The following is a 25,931-nucleotide window of genomic DNA, read 5'->3' as shown; positions in this document are numbered from 1 at the left end:
AGGGAGAGCCGACGTGGCTGATCGGATCGCGGTCAACGACCTCCGCCGGCATGCGATCTCGACGGAAACGGCCGTGCGCACTTCGGTCGAGCGCGTCCTGAGCAGTGGCTGGTACGTCCTGGGCCAGGAGGTTGAGGCCTTCGAGCGGGAGTTCGCCGATTACTGCGGCGTGGGCCACTGCGTCGGCGTCGCCAACGGCACGGACGCCATCGAGCTCGGGCTGCGCGCCCTCGGCGTCGGCCGGGGAAGCCGCGTGGCCACGGTCGCGAACGCCGGCTTCTACACGACGACCGCCCTGGCGGCGCTCGGCGCCGAGCCGGTCTTCGTCGACGTGGACCGCGACACGAAGCTGATGGATCTCGCCCACCTCAAGCAGGTCGTCGAGCAGGCCGCGCCCGACGCGGTCGTGGTCACCCACCTCTTCGGGCTCCTGCACGACATGGACGCGGTGCTGGCGATCGCCGACCAGGCCGGCGTTCCCGTGTTCGAGGACTGCGCGCAGGCGCACGGCGCCCGCCGGGGCGGCCGGGCCGCCGGCTCCTTCGGGGCCGCGGCGAGCTTCAGCTTCTATCCGACCAAGAACCTGGGCGCGCTCGGCGACGGCGGCGCCGTGGTGACCGGCAGCGCGGACGTCGCCCTCCGGGTCAGGCGCCTGCGGCAGTACGGATGGGAGTCGAGATACCGCACCGGCGAGGGGGGAGGGCGCAACAGCCGCCTCGACGAGATGCAGGCCGCGGTCCTGCGGGCCAAGCTGCCCTTCCTCGACGGCTGGAACCGGCGTCGCCGCGACATCGCGACGCGGTACACGCGGGAGATCCGCCATCCCCGCGTGGATCGCCCGGCCGTCCACGGCGAGGAGTACGTCGCCCATCTCTACGTCGTCACGTGCGACGGCAGGGAGGCGCTCCGCGCCCGGCTCGCCGAGGCGGGGATCACGACGGACGTGCACTATCCGGTCCCGGACCACCGCCAGCCCGTGCTGACCGGTGCCGGAGGCCCGGTCGCCGCGCTCCCGGTGACCGACGAGCTGGCGGCCTCGATCACGACCCTGCCGTGCTATCCCGAACTGTCGGATGAGGAGGTCACGAGAGTGATCTCCCACGTCAACGCCTGGTGACGCCGTGTTGTCGGTGATCGTCCCCGTCTACCGGAACGCGGAGTTCGTGCCGCAGCTCATCGCGGAGTTCAGCGCCGTCAGCGCGATCGTCGCGGAACGCCACGGCATGCCGACGGAGTTCGTCTTCGTCGTCGACGCGAGTCCCGACGACAGCTACGAGCTGCTCGAGGCGGCGTTGCCGCGGGCGCCGTTCCGGTCGCAACTGCTGCTGCACGCGCGCAACTTCGGCTCGTTCGCGGCCGTCCGCACCGGCCTTCGCGCGGCTCAGGGCGACTACTTCGCCACGATCGCCGCGGACCTCCAGGAGCCGCCCGACCTGCTGCTGAGGTTCCTCGACCGGCTCGTGTTCGGCGACGCCGACATCGCGGTCGGCGTGCGGGAGAGCCGGGACGATCCGGGGATCTCGCGGTTGTCGGCCAACCTCTTCTGGCGCTTCTACCGGCGTTTCGTCGTGCGCGACATCCCGTCCGGCGGGGTGGACGTCTTCGGGTGCAACCGGCGGATCAGGGACGAGCTCCTGCGGCTGGAGGAGGCGAACAGCTCCCTCGTCGGCCTCGTCTACTGGCTCGGCTTCCGGCGCTGCGAGGTGCCGTACCAGCGGCGCGCGCGAGAGTACGGCCGAAGCGCCTGGACGATCCGCAAGAAGGTCGACTATCTGCTGGACAGCGTCTTCGCCTTCACGGACCTGCCGATCCGCATCCTCACGATCCTGGGGGCGCTGGGCGTCGCCGTGGCCGGCTGCCTGGCCGTCTTCGTCTTCGTCATGCGGCTGACCGGTCAGATCGCGGCGGCGGGCTACACGACCACGATCCTGGTCATCACCTTCTTCGGGGCGCTGAACACCCTGGGGCTCGGTTTCATCGGTTCGTACGCGTGGCGGAGCTACGAGAACACCAAGAAGCGGCCGCTGGCCCTGGTGCGCACCGTCCGCACCTTCGACGGCGCTCCGAAATCCAGGTCCGACCTTCTCTCCAGCGGCAGGCGCGCATGAAAGAGACCTTCGTCCACCCGCAGGCCCTCTGTGAGAGCGCGCACGTCGGAGCGGGCAGCCGCGTGTGGGCGTTCGCGCACGTGCTGCCGGGAGCGCGGATCGGGGCCGACTGCAACATCTGCGACGGCGTCTTCGTCGAGAACGACGTCGTGCTGGGCGACCGCGTGACCGTCAAGTGCGGAGTCCAGATCTGGGACGGGATCACGATCGAGGACGACGTCTTCATCGGGCCGAACGCGACGTTCACGAACGACCCCTTCCCGCGCAGCAGGGTCTACCCGGAACGGTTCGCCCGGACGGTGGTCCGCTCCGGCGCCTCCATCGGCGCGAACAGCACGATCCTGCCGGGGGTGGAGATCGGCACCGGCGCCATGGTGGGGGCCGGCGCGGTCGTGACGCGTTCGGTGCCGCCCAACGCGATCGTGGTCGGCAACCCGGCGCGCATCAAGGGCTACGTCACGGGCGGGGAGCGGCTGGGCGGCTCCCGCCCGGGCGGCGACGCCCGGGCCGCCGGGACGGTCGGGCTCGGAGTCGGGGCGGCCGGCCTGCACGAGCTACGTGTCACGAAGGACCTGCGCGGCGAGCTCTCCGTCGGGGAGTTCGAACGCGAGCTGCCCTTCGTGCCCAAGCGGTACTTCCTGGTCTTCAACGTTCCGAGCATGGAGGTGCGGGGCGAGCACGCCCACCGGCGCTGCGAGCAGTTCCTCATCTGCGTGCGCGGCTCCTGCGGCGTCCTGCTCGACGACGGCCGCAACCGCCGCGAGGTCACCCTGGACCGCCCCAGCCGCGGCGTCTACATGCCGGCCATGATCTGGGGCACGCAGTACCGCTACTCGCCCGACGCCGTGCTCCTCGTGTTCGCCTCCGACTACTACGACCCGGACGACTACATCCGTTCGTACGACGAGTTCCGGCGGATCGTGTCCGGGCAGCCGGCGCCCGCGTGAGGGGGGCGCCGTTCGCCCGGTTCCTCGTGGCCGGGGCCGCGAACACCGGCGTGACGTACGGGCTGTTCGTGGTCCTCTGCCGGTGGGCGCCGCCGCCGGTCGCCTATTCGGTGGTCTTCGTGTGCGGCATCGCCCTCTCCTACGTCCTCAACGCGGCCTTCGTGTTCCAGACGAGGGCGTCGCTCCGTTCCGCGGTGCGCTTCCCGGGGGTCTACCTGGTCCAGTACCTCACCGGTCTGGCGCTCCTGACGGTGCTGGTCCACTGGGGGGTCGACAGCCGGGTGGCGATGCCGATGACGATGTGCGTCACCGTCCCGCTCACGTTCGTGCTGAGCCGGCGCGTCCTCCAGGGCGGGGCCCGGCGGGCCGAAGCCGCGCCGGCGCCCGACCGCCTTCCCGTCTAAGTACGACCGCGCCGCGCCTTTCTCACCGGCCACCCGATCCGGAGCCGGCTCCGATTGGGGAGTCGATGCCATCCGACACCCGCCCGGCGGTGCCGTCGTCCGTCGTCTCGGCCCGTTCGCGAACGACGTAGCTCGGGCGGCCCATCCCCCCGCCGTGGATGCGGCCGACATACTCGCCGAGCACTCCGATGGATACGAGCTGCGCCGCCGAGAAGAGCGCGACCATCGAGGCGATCGTCGTGAACCCCGCCACCGTGGTGTCACCCATGACGAACCTCCACAGCACGGCCGCGCCGAGCAGCAGGCCGACGATGCCCGCGAGGAATCCCAGATAGCTGGCCGCCCTCAGGGGAGCCGCGCTGTAGCCGATCAGCATGGTGACGGCGTGCCGTACGAGCAGGCGGGGGGTGTAGTTGGACCGGCCGTCGCTGCGCTCGCTCATGTGCACCGGGACGGTGCCGACGCGGGTCGTGGCCCACGAGAGCGCCACGTCGACACAGGCGTGCGGCCCCGTCAGGCCGTCGAAGCCTTCGCGCATCCGGGTGCGGAAGGCGCGGAACGCGCTGATCGACCGTGCGGCGCGGACGCCGAGCGCGGCCGCCATCCCCGCCTTCACCGAACGGGAGGCGAGACTGCGCAGGAAACCGTGCTCCTCCTCGTGCGGGACGCCGTAGACCAGGTCGAGACGCTCGCCCTCCAGCGCGGCCAGCAGGAGGGGGATCTGCTCGGGCGGGTGCTGGAGGTCGTCGTCCATCGTCACGACGACGTCGAACCTGGCCTCCCTGATGCCCGCGACCAGGGCGTTGTGCTGGCCGTAGTTGCGGGAGAGGTGGAGGGCGCGCACCCCCTCGACCCGGCGGGCCAGATCGGAGGCGACGGCCCAGGTGTCGTCCGGGCTCCCATCGACGACGAGGATCACCTCGTGACAGGGGGAGACGCCGCGCAGCACGGGCATGAGCCTGGCCAGCAGCCGCGGAAGGGTCCGCGCTGATCCGTAACACGGAATTACCACCGACACCGACATCGATCCTCCGATTCTCTCGCGCCGCCGATTACACTCCCTCTGATCGGCGTCCACGGCAGATCCGGAGTGACCTAAATATGCTCGAACTCAAAAGCCGGAGTGCCCGGGAAAACCCAGATGCGCGGCGGATCGCGATGCCGGCTCTCCTCGGCCAGCGCATCACATATCTGCTGGCCGGTGCCATGACGGCCGGGGTGTATTACGTTCTCCTTGGCCTAGGATTGCTGGTCGCCAAGAATTCGGTGCCCTATCTTTTCCTCGTCGTGGTCGGCCACCTCATCACCACGCTGATCGTCTATCCGGCGTACAGGCTGGTGGTCTTCAAGTCCTCCGGTGTGGGATGGCTGCCCGGTTACCTGCGCTTCTATGCCGTCGGGCTGAGCTTCCTCGGCCTGTCCGTCATCGGTCTGCCCATTCTGGTGGAGTTCGCCGGGATTCCCATCATGGTGGCGCAGGGCCTGATAATCCTGCTCAGCCCGCCGCTGAGTTATGCGATACACCGGGCCTGGACCTTCCGGGAGCGGGACGGCGCCCGCAACGTCTAGCCCTGGCAACATGTGCAACACCGTTCGGCAAATGCGGCCTTCGGCGCGACGTTCTCGATTCGAGTCCCCAGTAATTTCGACCGGTCAGATGGTCGCTGCGGCCATGCGTTCTTCAAAGAGGGATCCAAAGCATGGAAGGACTCGAAGAGCGGTGAAGGCACTCGTTCTGGCGGGCGGCAAGGGGACCAGATTGCGCCCGCTGACCCACACGTCGGCGAAACAACTGGTTCCCGTCGCGAACAAGCCGGTGCTCTTCTACGGGCTCGAGGCGATCCGCGAGGCGGGGATCACCAGCGTCGGCATCATCGTCGGTGACACGGCCCACGAGATCCGCGATGCCGTCGGCGACGGGTCGTCGTTCGGGCTCGACGTCACCTACATCGAGCAGGAGGCCCCGCTCGGCCTGGCGCACTGCGTCCTGATCGCCCGGGACTTCCTCGGTGACGACCCCTTCGTGATGTACCTCGGGGACAACTTCCTGGTCGACGGCATCTCCGGCCTGGTCGACGCCTTCCGGGCGGCCGACTGCGACGCGCGCATCCTGCTCACCCCGGTCGCCGAGCCGCAGTTCTACGGCGTCGCGGAGCTCGGGCCGGACGGGGAGATCGTCGCGCTCGAGGAGAAGCCGGAGAACCCGCGCAGCGATCTCGCGATCGTCGGGGTCTACACGTTCTCGCCCGCCATCCACGAGGCCGTGCGCGCGATCAGGCCGTCCGCGCGGGGCGAGCTGGAGATCACCGACGCGATCACGTGGCTCATCGACAGCGGCCGCCGGGTCCAGTCGCACCTGGTCACCGGCTACTGGAAGGACACCGGAAGGCTCCAGGACATGCTGGAGTGCAACCGCATCGTGCTCGAGGCGATCGAGCGCGACTGCCGGGGGACGGTGGACGCGCTCTCGGAGATCACCGGCCGGGTCGTCATCGGCCCGGGAGCGGTCGTGGAGAACTCCGTCATCAGGGGGCCCGCGGTCATCGGCGCCAACACCAAGATCGATCGCTCGTACATCGGCCCGTACACGTCCATCGGGGAGGGCTGCGCGCTGGAGGAGGCCGAGGTGGAGTACAGCATCGTCCTGGGCGAATCGGCCATCAGGGGCGTCAGCGGGCTGAGCTACTCCCTCATCGGCCGTAACGTCGAGGTCACGAAGGCGGCCGGAGTGCCGAACTCCTACCAGCTCATGGTGGGAGACCACAGCAAGGTTCAGGTGCGCGCATGAGGATCCTGGTTTCCGGCGGGGCCGGTTTCATCGGCTCCCACTACGTGCGGTGCCTGCTGTCCGGCGCGTACGCCGGCTACGAGGACGCGCACGTGACGGTGCTCGACAAGCTCACGTACGCGGGCAACCTGGCCAACCTGCGGCCGGTTGACGGGAACACCCGGCTCACCTTCGTCCGCGGCGACATCACCGACGCCGCCCTGCTCGACGAGCTCGTGCCCGGCCACGACGTCATGGTCAACTTCGCCGCCGAGACGCACGTGGACCGCTCCATCGCCGGCGCGGGCGACTTCGTGGTCACCAACGTGCAGGGCACGCAGCGGCTGCTGCAGGCGGCGCTCGAGCACGACGTGCGCACGGTCGTCCAGGTCTCGACCGACGAGGTGTACGGGTCGATCGACGACGGGTCGTGGACGGAGGCCGAGCCGCTGCTGCCCAACTCGCCCTACTCCGCCGCCAAGGCGGGCGCCGACCTGCTCTGCCGCGCGTACCACCGGACGCACGGGCTGGACGTGCGCGTCACCAGGTGCTCGAACAACTACGGCCCCTACCAGTACCCGGAGAAGGTCATCCCGCTGTTCGTCACCAACCTGATCGACGGCAGACCTGTCCCGCTGTACGGCGACGGCCGCAACGTGCGTGAATGGCTGCATGTCGACGACCACTGCCGGGGCATCCAGCTCGTGCTCGACAAGGGCTCCGGCGGCGAGATCTACAACATCGGCGGCGGGGTCGAGCTGACGAACCTGGAGTTGACGGAACGGCTGCTCGACGCCCTCGGTGCCGGCTGGGAGATGGTCGAGCGCGTCCCGGACCGGCTCGGTCACGATCTGCGCTACTCCGTCGACTCCTCCAAGATCCGCTCGATCGGGTACACGCCGCTGGTCGACTTCGACAAGGGACTCGACGAGGTCGTGCGGTGGTACCGCGACCACGAGGACTGGTGGCGCGGGCTCAGGGCGACGACCTCCTGATCATCAGGGCGGTTGTGGTCGTCCGTCATGCGGACGCCCAGAGGTGGAACCGCTCGAAATTCACGCGCACGCCCGGGGGCCCTGTCACGGCGGGCCGCCGGGCGTCGTGCGCCGACGACGCGGAGCGTTGAGCGCCCGCACGATCACGAACCCGATTCCCAGGGAGCAAAGAATGCGGATCGTCCTATTCTGTAATGACCGCACCGGTCTCGACATCGCGACGTGGCTGCAGGGCAGGCCTGACGCGGAGGTCGCCGCGGTCGTCCTCAACGCCCCCGGGCAGCAGCGCCGGGCAGACGAGATCAGGAGCCTGTTCCCCGACCTGGAGCGGGCGGGCCTGATCCTCACCGGGGACATGCTCAAGAACGGGGAGACGGTGCGCCGCATCGCAGGGCTCGGCGCGGAGCTGGGGATATCCCTGTATTTCGGGCACATATTCAGATCAGAGCTCATCAACGCGTTTCCGCGCGGGATCGTCAACCTCCATCCCTCCCTGCTGCCGTACAACCGGGGGCGGCGGACGGCGATCTGGTCGATCATCGACGGCACGCCGGCCGGTGCGACGTTGCACATGGTCGACCAGGGAGTCGACACGGGTCCGGTGCTCGCGCAGGAGGAGGTCCCCGTCCAGCCGCACGACACAGGCGGTTCGCTCTATCGAAAAGTAGAGGACGCCGCCGTCGAACTGTTCCGGCGCTCGTGGCCCTTGCTGTGCGCGAACGCGCTCACACCGGAAGAACAGGATCACGACAAGGCCACCGCACACACGACCGAAGAGTTCGAGGAACTCGCGTACCTTGACCCGGACCAGATCATGACGGTCGGACGCATGGTGGACATCGTCCGGGGCCGGTGCTTCAACCGGGACAACTGCGTGCGGCTCCGCACGCTCGACGGCACCGTGATCCGCCTCTTTCTGGAGCTGATCCCGGAGTGACCGCCGGGCGCGTGTGATGGGGGCTCGCCGAAGTCAGGCGGAGGTGAGGCGTCCGCGGCTTCGCGTGCGAGTGGATCGTAGTCGGCCAATGCGAAACAACCGGGGGATTTATGTCCGTGTCGGTGGTCATCCCGTGTTACCGATCGGCGGGAACCCTGCCATCGCTGCTGGCGAGGCTCGTTCCGGTTCTGCGGGATCTCTCCGTACCGTACGAGGTCGTCCTCGTCGTCGATGGAAGCCCCGATGACACGTGGGACGTGGCCTCCGGCCTGGCCCGCGAGATCGCCGCCGTCCGTGCGATCCATCTGTCCCGCAATTACGGGCAGCACAATGCGCTGATGGCCGGCATCAGGGAGGCGCGCTTCGACGTGATCGTCACCATGGATGACGACCTGCAACACCCGCCGGAGCAGATTCCGCTGATGCTGGCCACGCTCGAAGGGGACCGCCTCGACCTGGTGTACGGCGTCGCGCACGAGGAGGAGCACGGGGTGATCCGCAACCTCGGTTCGCGGGCGCTGAAGACCTGCATCTCCGGAATGCTGGGCGTGCGCAGCGCCCGGGTGATCAGCGCGTTCCGCGTCTTCCGGACCCGCTTGCGTGAGGGGTTCGAGGAACTGTCCGGGCCGCACTTCTCCGTGGACGTGGCCTTGTCGTGGACGACGACTCGCGTCGGCTTCGTCCACGTGCACATGGATCGGCGTCGTCACGGGCGGTCCAACTACACCCCGAGCCTGCTGATCCGGCACGCGGTCAGCTTGTTGCTCGGCTACAGCACCGCACCGCTAAGAGTGGCGAGCTATCTGGGGTTCCTCGTCGGGACCTTCGGGCTTCTGCTGGGCGCGTCCGTTCTATGGCGTTTCGCCACAGGGGAGACCACGGTGGCGGGATTCACCACCATCGCCTCGATGGTGGCGCTCTTCTCCGCCGCCCAGCTCATCGCCGTCGGCGTTCTGGGGGAGTACGTCGGCCGCATCCACAGCAGCGGGATGGGACGGCCGACCTACGTCGTGCGGGAGCGCGCCGAGCAGGCCGGTTCGGTCGCCGTCGCGGCCTCCGCTGCCGGCGTCGGTGTGTACGCGGGTGACGGATCGGGCGATCGCTGATCAGTCGCCACCCTCTTCACGGTGGCTCACCGGAACGAGGTCGACCTGCGGGCGCCGGGTGGTGGGGCGTGTCCCACCACCCGGCGCCCGCCCGGATCGGCCATCACCGCCGCCAGGCCGTTCACGAGAGGCGATCAAGAACTACGGCCGGAGTACTGACCTCGATCTACGGCTGCCGGTATCGAGATAACGGAAGATCCGGGTCAGGTGGGCGCCTGCGGTAGCGCGGGCTGGAGTGACGGCGCCTCATGAGGCCCCGGGGCGGTGGCGATCTTCAGGTATCCCTTGGCGTCCGGCCCCGTGCTGAAGATGAGATCGAGGACGCTCACGTGATGGTCGAAGGGCGGGTGGAGTTGCGGATACTCGCGATAGCCCGAGTAATCGAACCATTGAACCTCGATTCCCGCATTCTGGAAGAGGGCTTCGTCGAGGTAGGCCCGGGCGGCCGGGCCGGTGACGTATCCGGTCGCTCCCGACTTCCGGCACAGGTCGATGAGACGCTCGCTTTTGGAGCCGGTCGCGCCGTAGTTGGTGGATTGACGCAGGTTGGCCTGGACGCCGAGAATTGAACAGAGCCCTTCGAGGAAGTGTCTGTTGATTTCGGACAGCCTGTTTCCCGGGCACTCACGGTACATCTTTTCCAGGACCATGGCGTACTCGTCGAAGTAGGGGGCCCTCCGGTAGGCGTGTGTAAGCGCTCGCCAGTGCTTGACGCGCCAGGACTGGTCGGTGGCGGTCGCCTCGTTGATCAGCTGGCTCCGGCTTCCGTGCCTGATGGGAATCGACAGCCACATGGGGCCCGTGACCGTCTTTATGCGGTTGCGATTACGCCAATCTCTGTTGGTGTATTGCACGTCGTCGAGCAGGATGAACTCGTCGACATGGGCGATGAGATCGAAATATCCCTTCCAGGGGATATAATTCGATTGCACTATCGCAACTCGCTTCATTCGTTTCGCGCTTTCGTATTGTTCGGCGTGATTTGTGTTCGGCGAGAGCACGGCGATTCCGTGGCCCCCCTCGCTGCGGGCGGGCGCCGACCGGCGACATCGGCCGTCGGGCGTCACCTGTGGGACACATCGGCTGCCTCGCCTGAAGGGGGCGACAGGAACCTATGGGTGCAGCGACCAGGTAACCGTTTGAATTTACGGCGAAACCGATCAACGGTCCCGCGTACACCGTGGCTTTTGCCGAAGAGCGTCGGGCGCGTTGCCGGGAATTTACGTCGCGCCGTGGCATCTCGACTCCGGGGCGGGCGTCGGCGAAATGCGGCGACGATCCGGTGCTGACGAGAAGGGCCGAGACGGTGGAGGCGAAGATTTTTCTTCTTTCGCGAAGCGGTCCCGTTGTTCGAAATCCGATCGCGGTCCGTCAGTGGCGTGACATTACGACGACGGGTCGCCGGGATGCCGGACTTGGAATGCGACACGCCGAATCCGCCTTCGGCGGTCCGGGATCTCCCGACTTCTAGAGTCAGGCCATCTGGTCTGGAAATGACGGGGGTCCTGAGAAGTGGGAGAGAAGCTGGTCGTGGTCGGCCAGGGATACGTCGGCCTGCCGCTCGCGATGCGGGCGGTCGAGGCCGGGTTCGACGTCGTGGGCGTCGACCTGGACGAATGGCGGGTCAAACGGCTCAACGCGGCGCAGAGCTACGTCGAGGACATCGGTGACGAGGTGCTGGCCGCGGCCCACCGCTCCGGCCGGTACCGCGCCGCCGCCGACTACACGCAGGCCGAGGGATTCGACATCTGCGTGATCACGGTGCCGACGCCGCTGAGCGAGGGCGCGCCCGACCTGCGCCACATCGCCTCGGCCGGGCGGTGCGTCGCCCCGCTCGTACGGCGCGGCTCCACCGTGGTGCTGGAGTCCACCACCTATCCGGGGACGACGGAGGAGTACCTGCGTCCGATCCTGGAGGAGGGGTCCGGGCTGCGCGCGCCGGAGGACTTCTTCCTCGGCTACAGCCCGGAGCGCATCGACCCGGGCAACGCCCGCTGGCGGCTGGAGAACACGCCGAAGGTCGTCTCGGGAGTCGACGACGCGTCGCTCGCCCGGATCGCGGCGTTCTACGGCGCGCTCGTCGAGCAGGTCGTCCCGGTGTCGTCGCTCCAGGTGGCCGAGCTGTGCAAGCTCCTGGAGAACACGTTCCGGCACGTCAACATCGCGCTGGTGAACGAGCTGTCGATCTTCGCCCGGCAACTCGGCATCGACGTGTGGGAGGCCATCGACGCGGCTTCGACGAAGCCGTTCGGCTACATGCGCTTCACTCCGGGTCCCGGCGTCGGCGGGCACTGCCTCCCGATCGACCCGTCGTACCTGTCCTGGAAGGTCAAGCGCAGCCTGGGGCACAACTTCCGGTTCGTCGAGCTGGCCAACGACGTCAACGACCACATGCCTGAGCACGTCGTCCACCGGTTGACGCTCGCGCTCAACCAGCGGTTCAAGCCGGTGAGGGGCAGCCGCGTGCTGCTGCTCGGCCTCGCGTACAAGAAGAACGCGGGCGACTGCCGCGAGTCCCCGGCGATCGAGGTGGCCCGGGCGCTGGTCAAGCTCGGCGCGGAGGTCCGGGCCGCCGACCCGCACGTCGACCTCGCGCTGCTGCCCGAGGGCATCGAGATCGCCGAGGCGTCCTACCACGAGCTGGCCCGGGCGGATGCGGTCGTCGTGCTCACCGACCACGACTGCTTCGACTACGAGCTGGTCCAGCGGGCCGCCCCGTTCATCTTCGACACCCGCAATCGCTGCCGGGGCTTCAACGTCGAGCGGTTGTGACCCCGGTGCCCGGCCGGGGCCGGGCGCCAGGGTGAAGTGCTGGCAAAGACGGCGGCGGGGCCGCGGCCCCGCCGCCAGACTCTCCGCATGGTCAGGACCATCGCGGCGCGGGTGTCCTTAGGCGGGGGAAGGCACGCCGGACGGCATCGGAGATCCCGCCTGGCTCGCTGCGCGCCCGGCGCGCTCGCTCTCGTGTTCACGGCCGCGGTGCTGCTGCTCAACGGCGTGTCGCCGCGCGACCTCGCCGCCTTCGGGCTCTATCTCGCGCTCGGCCTCGCCCTGCCCGGCGTCCTGCTGCTCCGGGGCCTGCGCGGGGCCGTGCGCGGGGCGCGGAAGGGCGCGGGGAAAGGCGGCGGCGCGTCCGGCCGCACGCCGGGGGAGGAGCTCGCCCTCGGCGTCGCGCTGGGATACGCGGTCGAGGTGCCCGTCTACGTCGCCGCCCGCGCGCTCGGAGAGCCGCTGCTCGTCCTCGCGTGGCCGGCCGCCGTCTACGTCGCCTTCCTGGCCGTCCCCCGGCTGCGCCGCCACTGGAGGCGGCCGCCGTCCGGGGGAGCCGCCGCGCCGCGCTGGTGGTCGTGGTTCCTGGCGCTCGTCGTCGTGTGCCTCGCGGTGTGGAGCGCGGCGAGCCTCTTCGCCGCCAACGCGCTGACCTGGCCCCGGGCCGGGGCGTCCCTCTCCGACATGCCGTACCACCTGGCCCTGGTCGGCGAGCTGCGGCACCACATGCCGCCGCAGGCGCCGATGGTCGCCGGAGAGCCGCTGCTCCACCCCTGGTTCGTGTACGCCCACCTCGCGTCGGCGAGCTGGGTCACCGGCGTCGAGCCGATGGTGCTGGTCTACCGCCTGGCCGTGCTGCCGATGTCGGCCGGGTTCGCCGTGCTCGTCGGGGCGATCGGCCACCGCGTCACCGGCTCGCGGGTCGCGGCGGCGCTCGCCGTCGCCGGGACGCTGCTCGTGTCCATGCCCGGCCTGTACGGCGGCGCGGACGGGCCGCTGCCGTGGGACGGCCCGGGGCCGAGCGGGTGGGGCGACCCCTCGCAGATGTTCGGGGCGTTGTCGGCGGCGGCCGCCGTACTCGTGCTCGCCGACCTCCTGAAGGGACGCGGCGGCCTGGGCGCGTGGATCCTGCCGGCGGTCCTGCTGGCCGCCGTCATGGGGACCGAGGCGACCCACCTGCCGCTGCTGCTGGCCGGGCTCGCCCTCACCGCGGCGGTGCGCGCGGTCCGCGACCGCCGCCCGCCCTGGGCCGCGCTCGCCGCGCTCGGCATGACCGCCGCGTGCACGGCCTTCGCGCAGCTCGTCCTGTACGGCGGCGTCCGCCAGGCGGGCGCCGGCCCGGTGTCCCCGCTCGGCGGCACCTACCTGAACGAGGGCCACTTCCTGCAGACGGTCTGTCCGTACCTGGCGATCCTCTCGGTGTACGGGTTCCTCGTCGTGATGAGGAGGAGGGAACGGCCGTGGCGCCGGGCGGCGGCCGTGATCATCCTCGGGTTGCTCGCGGCGTACCCGATCCGCGTGCTCGCGCTCGGCGCGGGCGGAGGGACCGGAGGGACCGACCCGGCGGCGGGACGCGCGGTCCACCCCGACCGGGAGAAGGTGCCGCGCGGCGCGCTCGCCGCCGGGCGGTGGCTGCGCGCCCATTCGCGTCCGGACGACCTGGTCGCCACGAACGCGCACTGTGTCTGGGGCCGGGAGGACCCGTGCGACAGCCGCCACTTCTGGGTGACCGCGCTGTCCGAACGGCGCGCGCTGGTCGAGGGGTGGGCGTACACGACGGCGAACATCGACCTCCGGCGGCCGGGCGAGCCGGTGCCGCCGCTCCCGTTCTGGGACGCCGAGCGGCTCCGGCTGAACGACGCGGCCTTCCGGCGGCCGTCCGCGGCGGCCTTCCAGTATCTGCGCGACCGCTTCGGCGTGCGGTGGCTCGTCGTCGAGGAGCGCCGCACGCCGCCCGTCGGGGACGCCGCGAACCTGCGGTTCCGCGCCGGCGACTACGCCGTCTACCGGATCCCGGCCCGGCTGCGCTGACCGGACCGGTCAGCGGCGCCCGAGGCGGGCCGACACCTGCCCGACCAGGTTGCGCGGGACGAACCTGCCCACCGACACGATCGCCTTGTAGCGCGCCGAGGGGACGCTGACCCGCCGCCCCCGGGCGAGGTCGCGCATCGCCTCGGCGGCCACGCGGTCGGCCGACAACCACAGGAAGCCCGGGATGCCGGAGGTGTCCATCGACGCCCGCCGGTGGAACTCGGTACGGACGAACCCGGGGCAGAGCGCCATGACGCGTACGTTCGGGTCGCCGATCTCGGCGGCGACGGACTCGCTGAAGTTGACCACCCACGCCTTGGACGCGCTGTAGGTGCCCCGGGTGAAGAAGGCCGCCACCGACGCCACGTTGATCACCGCGCCCCGGCCGCGTGAGCGCATCCCCGGCAGCGCGGCGAGGGTGAGGCGCAGCACCGCCTCGCAGTGGACGCGCAGCATGGTCACCTCGTCCTCCACCGGGACCTCGAGGAACGCGCCCGGGTGCCCGAAGCCGGCGTTGTTCACCAGCAGGTCGACGCCGCGCTCCAGCCGCTCCTCGACCCGGCGCACGCCCTCGTCGAGGGAGAGGTCGGCGGGCAGCACCTCGGCGGCCACGCCGTACCGCTTGCGCAACTCGGCGGCGGTGGCGGACAGGCGGGCCCCGTCGCGGGCGACGAGCACGAGGGAGAAGCCGTCTGCGGCGAGGCGGCGGGCGAACGCCGCGCCGATGCCGGCGGTCGCGCCGGTGATGAGAGCGGTGGGCATGACGGCAGACTAGCCCCAGGGAGACACGGCGGCGGCCCCGGCCACCCGTCGCTCCCGATGAGAGCGCGGGCCGGCCGGGGCCGCCGCGTACGCGTGATCGTCCTCAGGCGGTGAACCTGAGGCAGTTGAAGGCCTCGGCGAGCGGCTGCCCGGACTGGACGCCGCGCACCGCGGCCAGGCCGCGGAGCGCCTCCTCCGAACGTGTGTGGGGGTGCGTCCGCCACTGGCTCGCGTAGAGGCGGAGCCCCTCCATCTTCTGGTCGAGGTCGTCCGGCTCGATGCCGACGAAGAAGTTCCGCGGCGAGACGCTCTCGCCGCTCCAGCCGTCGGCCACCTCCTCGTACATGAGGACCACGCGCGGCTGGTGGCGCTCGTTCAGCGGGCCCGGCCGCAGCGCGGTGATCCCCGCGTGCGCGACGGCCTTGTGGTCCTGGTTGTAGCTGGTGATCTCCGGCAGCAGCACCACGGACGGGCGGACCTCGGCGAGCGAGAGCGGGCCGTCGCGTTCGATGACGTCGATCAGACGCTGCCGCGGCAGGTGGTCCAGCCGCAGGTGGTACTCGCTGCCGCGCAGCGCGATGTGGTGGCCGTCCAGGCCGAAGTGCTTGACGACCTCCTCGATCTCGCGCTCGCGCTCCGAGCCGGTGGAGTGTCCCGCCTGCGAGAAGTCCCTCGTGTCGCCGACGGTGACGAAGAGCACGTACACCTGCCCTCCGGACCGCTTCACCATGTTGATGAGGCCGCCGCAGCCCAGGAGTTCGTCGTCGGGATGCGGAGCGACCACCAGGAGCCGCTGGCCGGTCCAGTCCATCATGCTGGTTCCCCCTTCGTGATCCGTACCGGGCCGCTCAGGCCGACTTCGTGGCCACCACCGCGACCATCTCCTTGGACACCGGCATCGTTCCGCTCGGCGGGCAGTACGCCTTCAGGTCGTCGAGCGAGAGGCCCTCGCGCTCGGCGATCTCCTCGTAGAGGAGGGTCGAGCAGAAGTAGCGGAGGAACTCGTCCCGGTTCGGGAAGGTCAGCACGGAGTTGATCACTTCCGCCTGGACGCCGCCGAAGATTCCCAGCGCGAGCGGCAGGAATTCGTTGACGATCCTCTCCGAACGGCGCAGCGTCTTGTCGTCCGCCTTCCGGCCAGTCACCTTCTCGTTGAATTCGTAGAGTTCCGCGACATTGTTCGCGGTGGGTCCGATCATGACGAGTTCGCCGTTCTCGCCGAGCACGCGGTGCATCTCGCGGAGCGTGAATTCGGCGTTCTTCGCGTTGTAGACGGCGAAAGTCACCATGCACAGGTCGAACGAGCCGTCCTCGAAGGGCAGCTCCTCGTCCATCGAGCCGACGTGCAGGCTCAGGTTCTCCGCGTCCGAATAGCGGTCCCGGGCGCGGGCGATCAGCGCGGCGTCGCGGTCGGCACCGGTGACGGTGCCGGTCTTGCCCGCGTGCCGCAGGTAGAGGTCGATGTGGTTCCCGTCGCCGCACCCGAGGTCGAGGATGTTCACGCGCGGGCGGCGGCCGAGGAAATCGTCGATCCAGTCGGTGATGTCGAAGTTTCCGAACAGCTTGTGCGCGCGTATGCGACTTGTCAGGCGATCCTGGGTTTCGTGATAGCTGATATCCATTTCGGGCCCTCCTCGGATCGGTGATCGTGCCTGTTCGCGCACGCCTGCCCGCATTGGATCGCTCCTCTGCTTTTCAGTCAAGGAGGTGCCGCCGGGGTGTGTCGCCGGGAGAAAAGCATTCGGCGGGCCGCATAAATGCGGAAACCGTCGTATCCGGTGGTTTTCGAAATGGAAACGGAGACGCGGGCGAACCGTCCCGGAGCGCCGCACAAGCCGTCCGGGCCGGTTGAGCGGCCCGGGCGGCTCGGGCGTCCGGGCCGGCCGGGAGGTCAGTCGCCGGTCACCCGGGCGATCAGCTCCTCGACCTGCTTGTTGAGCCGGGTGCCGCGCGGCCACCCGGCGTAGTGGGTCAGGAAGACGACGACCTCGCGCAGCTCCTCCGGGGTCAGCTCCCCGGTGCGCAGCGCGGTGTCGAGCTGGACACGCAGGGCGTCGTCGAGGCCCTCGCCGACGAGCAGCCCGATCAGCAGCAGCCGCCGGTCCCTGACCGACAGCACGTCACGGGCCCAGATCTCGGCGAACAGGTGCTCCACCGTCAGGCCGAAGAAGTCGCCCGTCCCGTCGCCGGGCTGGTCCCACCCGTTCACGCGCTTCATGATCTCCAGTCCGCGAGCCCAACGGTCAAGGTCGTCCACGCTGTCGCTCATCGAAGTGCTCCAAGTCCGTCGGCTGTGCGTCTGCGGCGAGTCCGGCGGGCGGCACCCCCGACCCTCCTATCCTTGGCCACTTCGGGCGCTGGCGATAGGTCGTCTTTCGCCGGGCTCTCCGATGGACAGCACTATCTCACGCGATCAGTCATCGGGCATTACATGATCGAGTCACGCCTTTCCGTCATGGCTGCCGATAACAGGCGAAGCCACATTAAGGGAAAGATTTGGGCAATTTTTCGCGGACGGGTGCGCCCGATCGCGAGATGGACTATCGGAAAACGGGCACTACTACCTCGTACACCCGCAAAGCGGAGGTTGGGGCCCTGGTGGAGAGATCGCGGGCTTGGTCCGGAACGGTGGCGTTGACGACAGCCTCCGCACTCGTCGCGGGACTGTCGGGCTGCGGGGGCGGCGGATTCACGTACGTGCGAGACGAGGCCGGGGCGACCTACTTCAAGGTGCCGGCGGCGTGGCACAAGGTCGACCAGGGCTCGCTCGACGGCAAGGTCTTCGGCGACCCGGAGTCGGCGAGCGCGCGCACGCAGAAACAGCTCACCTGGACGGTCGGGTTCGACGCCCACGCCACCCCGTCCGCCGACCACCTCCTGGTCCCCGGCTCCGTCGCCGAGGACCGGCCGTTCGTGATGGCGAAGGTCCAGACCCTCACCCCGGCCCAGCGCGACGAGGTGTCCCTCAACACGCTGCGCAACTCGTCCGGGCTCCCCGTCGCGGTGAACGAGGAGACGCGGCGGCAGCTCGAATCGTCGGCGGCCTCGCCGTTCAAGGGCTTCGAGGTGCTCAGCGACCAGGTGCTTCCGGTACAGGACGGCGTGCGCGGGATACGGACGGTCTTCAACTACCGGCTGCTCGGCGGTCCGGTCCAGACGTTCGACGAGACGGCCTACCTGTCCGCCGACGGCGCCCACGTGTCCACGCTGCTGATCCGCTGCACGGCCGCCTGCTACCGGCAGCGGGCCGCGGAGATCGACCTGGTCGCGCGGTCGTTCAAAGTCAAGCGCGCCACCTCGTGAAGGAGCCCCTCAGATGAACACGGCACACCGGCCCGAGGGGCTGCGCGAACCCGGATCCGGCCCCGTCGACCGCGACCCGCTGACCAGGAAACGGCTCCCGCTGTGGGACCGGGTGAAGTTCCTGCTGCTGCTGGCGTTCCTGTTCGGGTTCCTCGTACTGAACACCGTGGGCGCCTTCCGCGGGATCATCACGATCCCGGAGGCGATCGCCGTCACCGCCCGCGAGTCCGCCTGGATCCTGTGGCTGGCCGGGCTCGAACTGGTCAGGCAGCTCCACTTCCTGATCAGCGAGCGGTCCGCGGCGTACCACCGGTTCTGGACGGCGAAGGTGTTCGGCGGGTGGAACCGGTGGACCAGGCGCCGCTTCGGCGACTGGACCCGCTACCGGCTGGCCCGCGCCCTGAAATGGGCGATCTGGATCGCGGTCGTCGCCGTCGTGCTGGGCAAACTGGGGGACGTCTCGCCCGTCGAGGCGCTGATCCAGGCCCCCGCCCAGGCGATCGGATATCTCCCGACGGTCCTGCAGGTCCTGCTCTACATGCTGCTCGCCGTCGGCCAGTTCGCCGCGATCTTCTGGTTCCTGTCGCGCGGCGGCGTCGACGTCTACTTCCCCGACGACATCAAGACGCGGTTCTCCGACGTGTGGGGCCAGGACCACGTGGTCGAGCGGGTCAAGGAGAACATCGTCTTCCTCGAACGGCCCGACGAGATCGAGGCCAGGGGCGGCTACGTGCCGAGCGGCATCCTGCTGTGGGGCCCTCCCGGCACCGGCAAGACCCTCATGGCCGAGGCCGTCGCCGGCTCGACCGGCAAGCCGTACGTCTTCGTGGACCCCGGCGCGTTCATCAACATGTTCTTCGGCGTCGGCGTGCTGAAGGTCAAGTCGCTGTTCCGCAAGCTGCGCAAGCTCGCGCTCCGCTACGGCGGCGTCATCGTCTTCTTCGACGAGGCCGACTCCCTCGGCAACCGCGGCGCGCTCGCGCAGGGCGGCCCCGGCGGCGGGTGGGGCCGGGCCGCCCCCGCGCCGTTCGAGCACGCCGGATGCAACGGCTTCGCCTACCTCGACCAGGAGACCCGGTGGCTGCTCGGCCGCGGCGCGCTCGGGCGGGGACGCGAGGACGGCACGGCGCCCGTCTCCAGGACCGGCGCGTTCGTCAGCCGCCTCGTGTACGGCGCGGGCATGGGCGGCGGCGGTGGCGGCATGGGCACGTTGCAGGCCCTGCTCACCGAGATCTCCGGCCTGAAGAAGCCGCGCGGGTTCGTCAACCGGTACGTGCGGCGGCTCCTCGGGATGCGGCCCAAGCCGCCGCCGAAGTACCGCATCCTGATCATGATGGCGACCAACCTGCCGGAGGCGCTGGACGAGGCGCTGCTGCGCCCCGGACGCATCGACCGCATCTACAAGGTCGGCTACCCGTCCAAGGACGGCCGGATCCGCACCTACCAGGGCTACTTCGGCAAGGTCCGGCACGAGCTGACCGACGAGCAGATCGACAAGCTGGCCACGATCACGCCGTACGCGACCGGGGCTACGATCAAGGACCTGGTCAACGAGTCGCTGATCACCGCGATCAGGGACGGCAGGGACGTCATCACCTGGGCCGACGTGATGCGGGCCAAGCGGCTCAAGCAGCTCGGCCCGCCGGAGGACGTCGAGTACATCGAACGGGAACGGCACGCGGTGGCCGTGCACGAGGCGTGCCACGCCGTCGTCGCCTACCGGACCCGGCACCACCTGGAGATCGACCTCGCGACGATCGAGAAGGGCGCCGACTACCTCGGCATGGTCTCCAGCATCAAGCCGGAGGATCAGTTCACCCGCTGGAAGTCCGAGTACGAGGCGGACATCATGGTGTCCCTCGCGTCGCTCGCGGGCGAGCGGATGTTCTTCGGCGAGGACAACTCCTCCGGCGTCTCCGGCGACCTCCAGTCGGCCACGCTGCTGACCGGGATGATGGAGGCGCACTGGGGCATGGGCGTCGGCGTGGCGTCGCTGCCCGCGCTGCAGGACCTCGGCATCCGCGAGGGCCGCGCGCAGGGGCCGCGGGGCCGGGGCGGCGGCATCGGCTTCACCGGCACCCCGGGGCCGGGAGGGAACGACCTCGCGCCCGACATGCTGCCGGAGCGGATCGAGTTCAACCTCAGCCGGCTCCTGGAGCGGACCGCCGCGCTGCTGGAGGAGAACCGGCGTGAGGTGCTGAGCGTCGCGCACGCCCTGGAGCACCACAAGACGCTGAACGGCGACGACGTGGTCGCGGTCATCGAGCGGACCCGCGGGCCCCTCGTGGACGGCACCGTCTACGCGTCCGACGCGTTCCTCGAGGAGATCGAGGCCTACCACGTGGCCGCCGCGGAGGCCCACCGGGGCCACAGCGCCGTCCACATCGACCTGCCGTCGCCGGGGCGGGTGCTCGAACTGGAGCCGTCGGCCGTCGTCGCGGCTCCCCGCCCGATGGAGCCGGACCCCTCCGGCACCTCGGGCGTGCCCGGGCCGTCCGGGTCGCCGAGCTTCGCACCCCCGTGGGCGGGACATCCGTACGAGCCTCCGGGGGCGGCGCCGGACGTGCCGGCCGTGGTCCCGGTCTCGCTGCCGGCGGCGAACGGCAACATCAAGGGCAACGGCAACGGTCACCCGTACGGCGACGGTTACGGGTACGGCGACGTGGCGGCGTACCGCAACGGCCCCGCCCTCCTCCAGCCGGGCGCGGGCGCCGCGCAGGGGCGCGCACCCCGGCGCGGCGGGACGCCCGGCCTGCTCTGGGCCCTCATCGGCGGCGTCATCGCGCTCGTCGTGATCTCCCTGCTCGGCGTGGCCTTCCTCCAGGGCGGCGTCCCCGGGGCGACGGAGGAGGCCGCCGACGGCGTCCCGCCGGGAACCGCCCTGATCCTGCTCCTCGCGCTCCTCGGCGTGGTCGGCCTGATCGTGGCCGCCGCCGCGGTGGTGCGCGCCCAGCAGGCGGGCCGCAGGCGCGCGGAGGAGGCCAGGGACCGGGCGGCCGAGCGCGCCCAGCTCCTCGCCGCGGCCATGGATCCCGAGGTCGCGATGCGGCTGCTCGGGTACGACGGCCGCCGCGGCCCCGACGGCACGCCCTGACCCCGCCGCCCTTCTCCGGCCCCGGGACTCCGGATCGGAGCCCGGGGCCGCGCACTGTCAGAGGCGGAAGCCCAGGTCGGGCGTGATGTCGGCGACGTCCATCTGCGCCTTCTGCAGGCGGCCGGAGTAGTCCCAGTTCATCGCCTGCCAACGGGTGAACTGGTCGAGGACCCAGACGCCGCTCTGCCGGCTGCCGTTGCCCGACTTGCCGTTCCCCCCGAACGGCAGGTGCGCCTCCGCGCCGGAGGTCGAGTTGTTGACGCTGACCATCCCGGCCGAGACGCCCGCGCGGAACCGGAACGCGGCCTTCGGGTCGGTGGTGTAGATCGACGACGACAACCCGTAGCCGGGCCGGTTGGCCAGCTCGATCGCCTCGTCGAGCGTGTCGAACGCGGTCACTCCGACGATCGGGCCGAAGGTCTCCTCCAGGAAGAGCCGATCGTCCGGGCGGAGGCCGTCCACGATCACCGGGTGGTAGTAGAGGCCCTCGCCCTCCATGCGCCCCGTCGGCCCGGGCAGCACCGTGTGGTGCGGCTCGATCCAGGTCAGGTACTCCTCGTACCGCTCGGCGAACTTCCCGTCGAGCAGCGGGCCGTAGAGCACGTCGCCGTTCGGGTCGCCGATCTTCGCCGCCTGCACGGCCTGGACGTACGCGCGGACGAACGCGTCGTGGACGTCGCGGTGCACGATGACCGTGCCGAGGGACGTGCAGCGCTGCCCGGCCGTGCCGAAGCCGGAGAACAGCGCGCCCTCCACCGCGAGGTCGAGATCGGCGTCCGGCATGACGACCATCGGGTTCTTGCCGCCGAGCTCCAGGCAGGGCGACTGCAGGTGCCGCCCGCACAGCTCGCCGACGCTGCGCCCGACCGCGCTCGACCCGGTGAAGCCGACCTTCTGCACCGTGCCCTCGGACAGCGCGAGGTCCAGCCCCTCGTAGGTCTGCTCCCCGTCCGCGAACACCACGTTCAGCACGCCGTCCGGCAGGCCGGCGGCGGCGAACAGCCGGTACAGCGCGTGCGCGGACGCCGCGGCGTACTCGGCGGGCTTCCACACCACGGCGTTCCCGCACAGCAGGGCGGGCACGAGGTACCACGAGGGGACGGCCACCGGGAAGTTGCCGGCGGTGATCACCGCCGCCACGCCCACCGGGACCCGGAAGGTGAACAGGTTCTTGTCCGGCATCTCCGACGGCACCGTCTGGCCGTACAGGCGGCGCCCCTCGCCGAGGAAGAAGTCGCAGGTGTCCACGATCTCGCGGACCTCGCCCAGCGCCTCGGCGTACGGCTTGCCGATCTCCTCGGTCACCAGCCGGGCCAGGGCCTCGGTGTTCGCCTCGACCAGTCGGCCGACCGAGGCGATCACCCGCCCGCGCACCGGGGCCGGCACGCGGGCCCATTCCTTCTGTGCGGCGGCCGCCGTACGGCAGGCCCGGGCGAACGTCGCCGCGTCGGAGAGCGGGACGGTGGCGACGACCTCGGAGGGCCGCGCCGGGTTCGTGGACGTGTAGGGGGAGCCTGTGGGCTCGTTCTCTCCACCGATGACGGAAGTGATCTGGTGGGTCACCGTTGACCTCCTCTTTCGGGCTACCGTCGCATTCTTACAAGCGGGCGCGACGCGGTGAAGTCGCGGACGGCGGCGCGGCGGATCAGCCGTCGGCGGACACGCCGTGCCGGTGCGCGATCGCCGCCGCCTGCGTACGGCTGGCCACGCCGAGCTTGGCCAGGATGTTGGAGACGTGCACGCTCACGGTCTTCTGCGAGATGTACAGCAGCCTGCCGATCTCGCGGTTGGGCAGGCCCGCCGCCACGTGCCCGAGCACCTCGCGCTCGCGGACCGTCAACGCGTCGAGACCGCCGTTCTCGGGGGCGGCGGCCGGCCGCGACGGCTCGGTGAACCGGGCGCGCGCGCCCAGCGCCTCCAGCGCCGCCCGCAGCGGAGCGGCGCCGAGCCGGTCGGCCGTCTCGACGGCCCGGGTCCACTCGGCCCGCGCGGCCTCGCGCTCGCCCACCGCGAGCAGGGACTCGGCGAGCCGCCAACGGGACCGCGCCTCCTCGTACACGAAGCCGAACCCGAAGGCGTCCGCGGCCCTCCGCCACGCCTCCGGCTCCGCCGTCCCCCGGACCCGGTGCCACTCGGCCTCGGCCCGCATCAGCCAGGCGACGCCCTCCGGACCCAGCTCCGCGCGCGGGCCGTACGGGCCGTTCGCGGCGGCCCACCGCGCCCGCTCGATCATGTCGTCGGCGCGCTCGCGCGCGTCGCCCGGCGCAGCGCCCTCCGCCAGCGCCCACAGGCCGGTCGCGCAGATCCGGAGCAGCCCCGGGTCGAAGGCGTCGAGCGTGTCCGTCACCGCCGTCACGTGGCGCAGCGCCGTCTCCGGATCGCCGCGCCAGAGCGCCTGCTCGGCGGCGAGCCCGCCCGCCATGTAGACCACCAGCGGATCGCCCGCGCCGCCGCGCTCGTCCGGCCGCCAGAACGGCCGCAGCCACGACAGCCGCTCGTCGGCCGCGTCGTCGCCCCGCCCGACCTCGACGAAGAGCGCGAACGAGGACAGGTGCGCCGCGGCGAGCGTGCCGACGCGCACGCCGAACCCCGCCGCGATCCGCTCGGCCGCGTCCCAGTCGCCCGCCGCGTACTGGATGAGGAAGCTGAGGAAACGCAGGTCCGTGCCGTACGTGCTCCAGGTTAGGCCGCTGCGGGCGGCCAGCTCGATGCCCGCGCCCGCCAGCCGCGCGGCGGCCTCGAGCTCGCCGTGCTCGTAGTGCACCCGGGCCGTGTGGAAGGTGGCGCGCAGGTGGATCGACAGGTCGTCCGACCCCGTCGCGGCGGCCAGGTCGAGCAGTTCCACCACCCGCTCGATCGTGCCCGTCGCCTCCTCCACGATCGCCAGCGAGATCAGCGCGCTGACCTCGGCGTCGCGCGCCCCGACCGTCCGGGAGACGTCGAGCGCCCGCGTCGCCAGCTCGCGCACGGTGGCGCCGGACGCGGCGAACATGGTCCGGGCGTACGTCGCGAGCGCGCGGGCGAGCAAGGGGGTCGGCTCGTCCGGAGGCAGCGCGTCCACGGCCGCGCGGGCCGCCTCCACCATGCCGGCCCCGAGATCGGAGTCGCTCAGATAGTAGGCGAGCCGCTCGTTGGCCTCGGAGACCAGCAGCGGGTCGTCGAGCGTCGGGAGCAGCCGCCGGATCCGGGCGATGGCCCGGCGGTACTCCCCGGCGTCCGCGGCCGCAGCGGCGCTGGAGAAGGTGACGCGGACGGCGGTCGTGCCGGTGACCCGCTCGGCGTCGGGCACGTGCTCCCAGAGCTCCAGCACCCGGTCGAAGTGCCGGTGCGCCTCGGCGGGCGCACCGAGACCCGCCGCGATCCGGCCCGCCTCGACCGAGGCGCGCAGCGCGCCGGGCAGGTCGTGCCCCGCCTGATAGTGGTGGGCCAGCTCGGCGGCCGGCGCGCCGCGCGCGGCGAGCATCCGGGCGAAGGCGCCGTGCAGCCGGGTCCGCTCGCCGGGGAGCAGGTCGTCGTACACGGCCTCCTGGAGCAGCGCGTGCCTGAACGCGTAGCCGTACCGGCCCGCGGTCAGCAGCCCGCGCGAGACGATCTCGCGCAGCGCGTCGTCGAGCGCGACCTCCCCGAGCCCGGCGGCGTCCGCGAGCATGTCGTGGTCGACGCTGTGGCCCGCCACCGCCGCCACCCGCAGGACGTGGCGCGCCTGGTCGGACAGCGCCTCCACCCGCGAGAGCAGCAGGTCGGACAGGCCGCCCGGCACGCCGCCGCGGGTCGCGGCGGCGGTGAGCAGCTCCTCGGCGAAGAAGGGGTTGCCGCCGGCCCTCTCGACGACCCGGCCGATCACGTCGTCCGTCACGCCTCCCGGCTGGGGGGAGGCCGCGTCGACGCCGGCGAGATGGCGGGCCAGGTCGTCGTCCCCGAGCGGGGGCAGCTCGACCGTGCCGACCAGCGGCAGGCGCTGCAGCTCGGCGAGGACCGGGCGCAGGGGGTGCCTGCGGTGCAGGTCGTCGGTCCGGTAGGTGCCGATCAGGGCGACCCGCTCGCGCTGCAGCATCCGGGTGAGGAAGACCAGCAGGTCGCGGGTCGAGCGGTCGGCCCAGTGCAGGTCCTCGACCACCACCAGCACCGGGCGGCGCTCGGCGAGGCACGCCAGGAGGCCGAGCACCGAGCCGAAGAGCTGCTGCTGGGCGAGCGCGCCCGTCATCGCCCCCGCCGCGTCGGGGTCGGCGCCGGGAAGCAGCCGCCGCAGCGCGGGCCAGGCGGCGAGCGCGTCGCCGCCGGACACGTCCGGGTCCGCCAGCCCGCGCAGCGCGTCCACGAGCGGCAGGTACGGCAGGGTGTCGCCGAGCTCCGCGCACTGCCCGGTGAGCACGGTGAACCCGCGCTCCTCGGCCAGGTCCCTGACCTCGTTGACGAGACGCGTCTTGCCGATCCCCGCGTCGCCGCCCACCAGCGCGACCCCGGCCAGCCCGCCCTCGGACGCGTCGAGCACGCCCAGCAGTCGGCCGAGCTCGCCCGAGCGCCCGATGAGCGCGGTTCGCGCGGTTCGCGGAGTCACGGCGTGAGTATGCCACGCCGGGCGGAATCGGCCCCCGGGCCGGCGACGCTCCGTGCCGGCCGGGGCCTGTCGCGCGGGCGGCCCCGCCGTACAGACAGCCGGTCTGACCTGCGGTTTCGGGGCGGCGGGACGCGGCCTCCCGGTTTTGTC

General features: G+C 70.9%; 21 protein-coding genes. 13 read left to right on the top strand and 8 right to left on the bottom strand.

The window, feature by feature from the left end:
* The first annotated feature begins 13 nt into the window (after positions 1-13).
* The 4 genes from AWQ70_RS14505 to AWQ70_RS14490 are packed head-to-tail and all read left to right on the top strand — an operon-like array spanning position 14 to position 3,459.
* The gene (locus AWQ70_RS14505) at positions 14-1,117 is read left to right on the top strand and encodes a DegT/DnrJ/EryC1/StrS family aminotransferase (RefSeq protein ID WP_218004528.1); all 1,104 of its coding nucleotides are present in this window, start codon (positions 14-16) and stop codon (positions 1,115-1,117) included.
* 4 nt (positions 1,118-1,121) lie between these two features.
* On the top strand, positions 1,122-2,108 hold the full coding sequence (locus tag AWQ70_RS14500; RefSeq protein ID WP_067175694.1) for a glycosyltransferase: 987 nt from the start codon (positions 1,122-1,124) through the stop codon (positions 2,106-2,108).
* Entirely contained in the window at positions 2,105-3,055 is a 951-nt protein-coding gene (locus tag AWQ70_RS42000; protein ID WP_067175691.1) for a WxcM-like domain-containing protein, read from the top strand. The genes AWQ70_RS14500 and AWQ70_RS42000 overlap by 4 nt, the downstream gene beginning before the upstream one ends.
* Positions 3,052-3,459: a GtrA family protein gene (locus AWQ70_RS14490; RefSeq protein WP_067175688.1), complete on the top strand. Its 408-nt coding sequence runs from the start codon at positions 3,052-3,054 to the stop codon at positions 3,457-3,459. The genes AWQ70_RS42000 and AWQ70_RS14490 overlap by 4 nt, the downstream gene beginning before the upstream one ends.
* Before the next feature lie 22 nt (positions 3,460-3,481).
* On the opposite strand, the gene AWQ70_RS14485 is transcribed toward AWQ70_RS14490, so the two are convergent.
* Entirely contained in the window at positions 3,482-4,483 is a 1,002-nt protein-coding gene (locus AWQ70_RS14485) for a glycosyltransferase family 2 protein (RefSeq protein ID WP_084517043.1), read from the bottom strand.
* Between the two features lie 77 nt (positions 4,484-4,560).
* On the opposite strand from AWQ70_RS14485, the gene AWQ70_RS14480 reads away from it, so the two are divergent.
* From AWQ70_RS14480 to AWQ70_RS14460, 5 genes are all read left to right on the top strand, one after another.
* The gene (locus tag AWQ70_RS14480; RefSeq protein WP_084517041.1) at positions 4,561-5,028 is read left to right on the top strand and encodes a GtrA family protein; all 468 of its coding nucleotides are present in this window, start codon (positions 4,561-4,563) and stop codon (positions 5,026-5,028) included.
* A gap of 151 nt (positions 5,029-5,179) precedes the next feature.
* Positions 5,180-6,247 carry a glucose-1-phosphate thymidylyltransferase gene (locus AWQ70_RS14475; RefSeq protein WP_067175683.1) on the top strand — a complete coding sequence of 356 codons (1,068 nt, stop codon included), beginning with the start codon at positions 5,180-5,182 and terminating at the stop codon, positions 6,245-6,247.
* Positions 6,244-7,221, top strand: a complete 978-nt coding sequence (rfbB, locus tag AWQ70_RS14470; protein WP_067175680.1) for a dTDP-glucose 4,6-dehydratase — start codon at positions 6,244-6,246, stop codon at positions 7,219-7,221. The genes AWQ70_RS14475 and rfbB overlap by 4 nt, the downstream gene beginning before the upstream one ends.
* A 172-nt stretch (positions 7,222-7,393) precedes the next feature.
* Positions 7,394-8,158, top strand: a complete 765-nt coding sequence (locus tag AWQ70_RS14465; protein ID WP_067175677.1) for a methionyl-tRNA formyltransferase — start codon at positions 7,394-7,396, stop codon at positions 8,156-8,158.
* Positions 8,159-8,268: 110 nt separating this feature from the next.
* On the top strand, positions 8,269-9,264 hold the full coding sequence (locus AWQ70_RS14460; protein ID WP_067175674.1) for a glycosyltransferase family 2 protein: 996 nt from the start codon (positions 8,269-8,271) through the stop codon (positions 9,262-9,264).
* Between the two features lie 203 nt (positions 9,265-9,467).
* On the opposite strand, the gene AWQ70_RS14455 is transcribed toward AWQ70_RS14460, so the two are convergent.
* A complete protein-coding gene (locus AWQ70_RS14455; RefSeq protein WP_218004527.1) occupies positions 9,468-10,265 on the bottom strand; it encodes a WbqC family protein in 798 nt (265 codons plus the stop codon).
* Between the two features lie 511 nt (positions 10,266-10,776).
* Here AWQ70_RS14455 and AWQ70_RS14450 point away from each other — a divergent pair.
* Complete coding sequence (locus AWQ70_RS14450; RefSeq protein ID WP_084517039.1) at positions 10,777-12,036, top strand: nucleotide sugar dehydrogenase; 1,260 nt, start codon at positions 10,777-10,779, stop codon at positions 12,034-12,036.
* Positions 12,037-12,123: 87 nt separating this feature from the next.
* A complete protein-coding gene (locus AWQ70_RS14445) occupies positions 12,124-14,064 on the top strand; it encodes a hypothetical protein (RefSeq protein WP_157530068.1) in 1,941 nt (646 codons plus the stop codon).
* A 9-nt stretch (positions 14,065-14,073) separates the two neighbouring features.
* Here the strand turns inward: AWQ70_RS14445 and AWQ70_RS14440 are convergent, their stop codons facing one another.
* The 4 genes from AWQ70_RS14440 to AWQ70_RS14425 form a co-directional block, all read right to left on the bottom strand.
* A complete protein-coding gene (locus tag AWQ70_RS14440; RefSeq protein WP_067175664.1) occupies positions 14,074-14,826 on the bottom strand; it encodes an SDR family NAD(P)-dependent oxidoreductase in 753 nt (250 codons plus the stop codon).
* 103 nt (positions 14,827-14,929) lie between these two features.
* Positions 14,930-15,640, bottom strand: coding sequence for a PIG-L deacetylase family protein (locus AWQ70_RS14435; protein WP_067175661.1), 711 nt, complete (start codon positions 15,638-15,640; stop codon positions 14,930-14,932).
* A 34-nt stretch (positions 15,641-15,674) separates the two neighbouring features.
* Positions 15,675-16,502 (bottom strand): class I SAM-dependent methyltransferase, encoded by an 828-nt coding sequence (locus AWQ70_RS14430; RefSeq protein ID WP_084517037.1) that lies wholly within the window; start codon positions 16,500-16,502, stop codon positions 15,675-15,677.
* Between the two features lie 215 nt (positions 16,503-16,717).
* Positions 16,718-17,095 carry a carboxymuconolactone decarboxylase family protein gene (locus AWQ70_RS14425; protein ID WP_067175656.1) on the bottom strand — a complete coding sequence of 126 codons (378 nt, stop codon included), beginning with the start codon at positions 17,093-17,095 and terminating at the stop codon, positions 16,718-16,720.
* 365 nt (positions 17,096-17,460) lie between these two features.
* Between AWQ70_RS14425 and AWQ70_RS14420 the strand changes: the two genes are divergently transcribed.
* Both AWQ70_RS14420 and AWQ70_RS14415 read left to right on the top strand, forming a co-directional pair.
* On the top strand, positions 17,461-18,129 hold the full coding sequence (locus tag AWQ70_RS14420) for a hypothetical protein (protein ID WP_157530067.1): 669 nt from the start codon (positions 17,461-17,463) through the stop codon (positions 18,127-18,129).
* A 13-nt stretch (positions 18,130-18,142) separates the two neighbouring features.
* Complete coding sequence (locus AWQ70_RS14415; protein ID WP_067175650.1) at positions 18,143-21,223, top strand: AAA family ATPase; 3,081 nt, start codon at positions 18,143-18,145, stop codon at positions 21,221-21,223.
* A gap of 57 nt (positions 21,224-21,280) precedes the next feature.
* On the opposite strand, the gene AWQ70_RS14410 is transcribed toward AWQ70_RS14415, so the two are convergent.
* Both AWQ70_RS14410 and AWQ70_RS14405 read right to left on the bottom strand, forming a co-directional pair.
* Positions 21,281-22,786: an aldehyde dehydrogenase family protein gene (locus AWQ70_RS14410; protein ID WP_067175647.1), complete on the bottom strand. Its 1,506-nt coding sequence runs from the start codon at positions 22,784-22,786 to the stop codon at positions 21,281-21,283.
* An 82-nt stretch (positions 22,787-22,868) separates the two neighbouring features.
* A complete protein-coding gene (locus AWQ70_RS14405; RefSeq protein ID WP_067175644.1) occupies positions 22,869-25,781 on the bottom strand; it encodes a helix-turn-helix transcriptional regulator in 2,913 nt (970 codons plus the stop codon).
* Between the last annotated feature and the right edge of the window lie 150 nt (positions 25,782-25,931).

The organism is Microtetraspora niveoalba, from assembly GCF_001570405.1.
In the GTDB taxonomy this organism is placed as follows: Bacteria; Actinomycetota; Actinomycetes; order Streptosporangiales; family Streptosporangiaceae; genus Microtetraspora; species Microtetraspora niveoalba.
The sequence above is the reverse complement of the archived record's forward strand: the minus strand, read 5'-3'. Positions and strand labels throughout refer to the sequence as shown.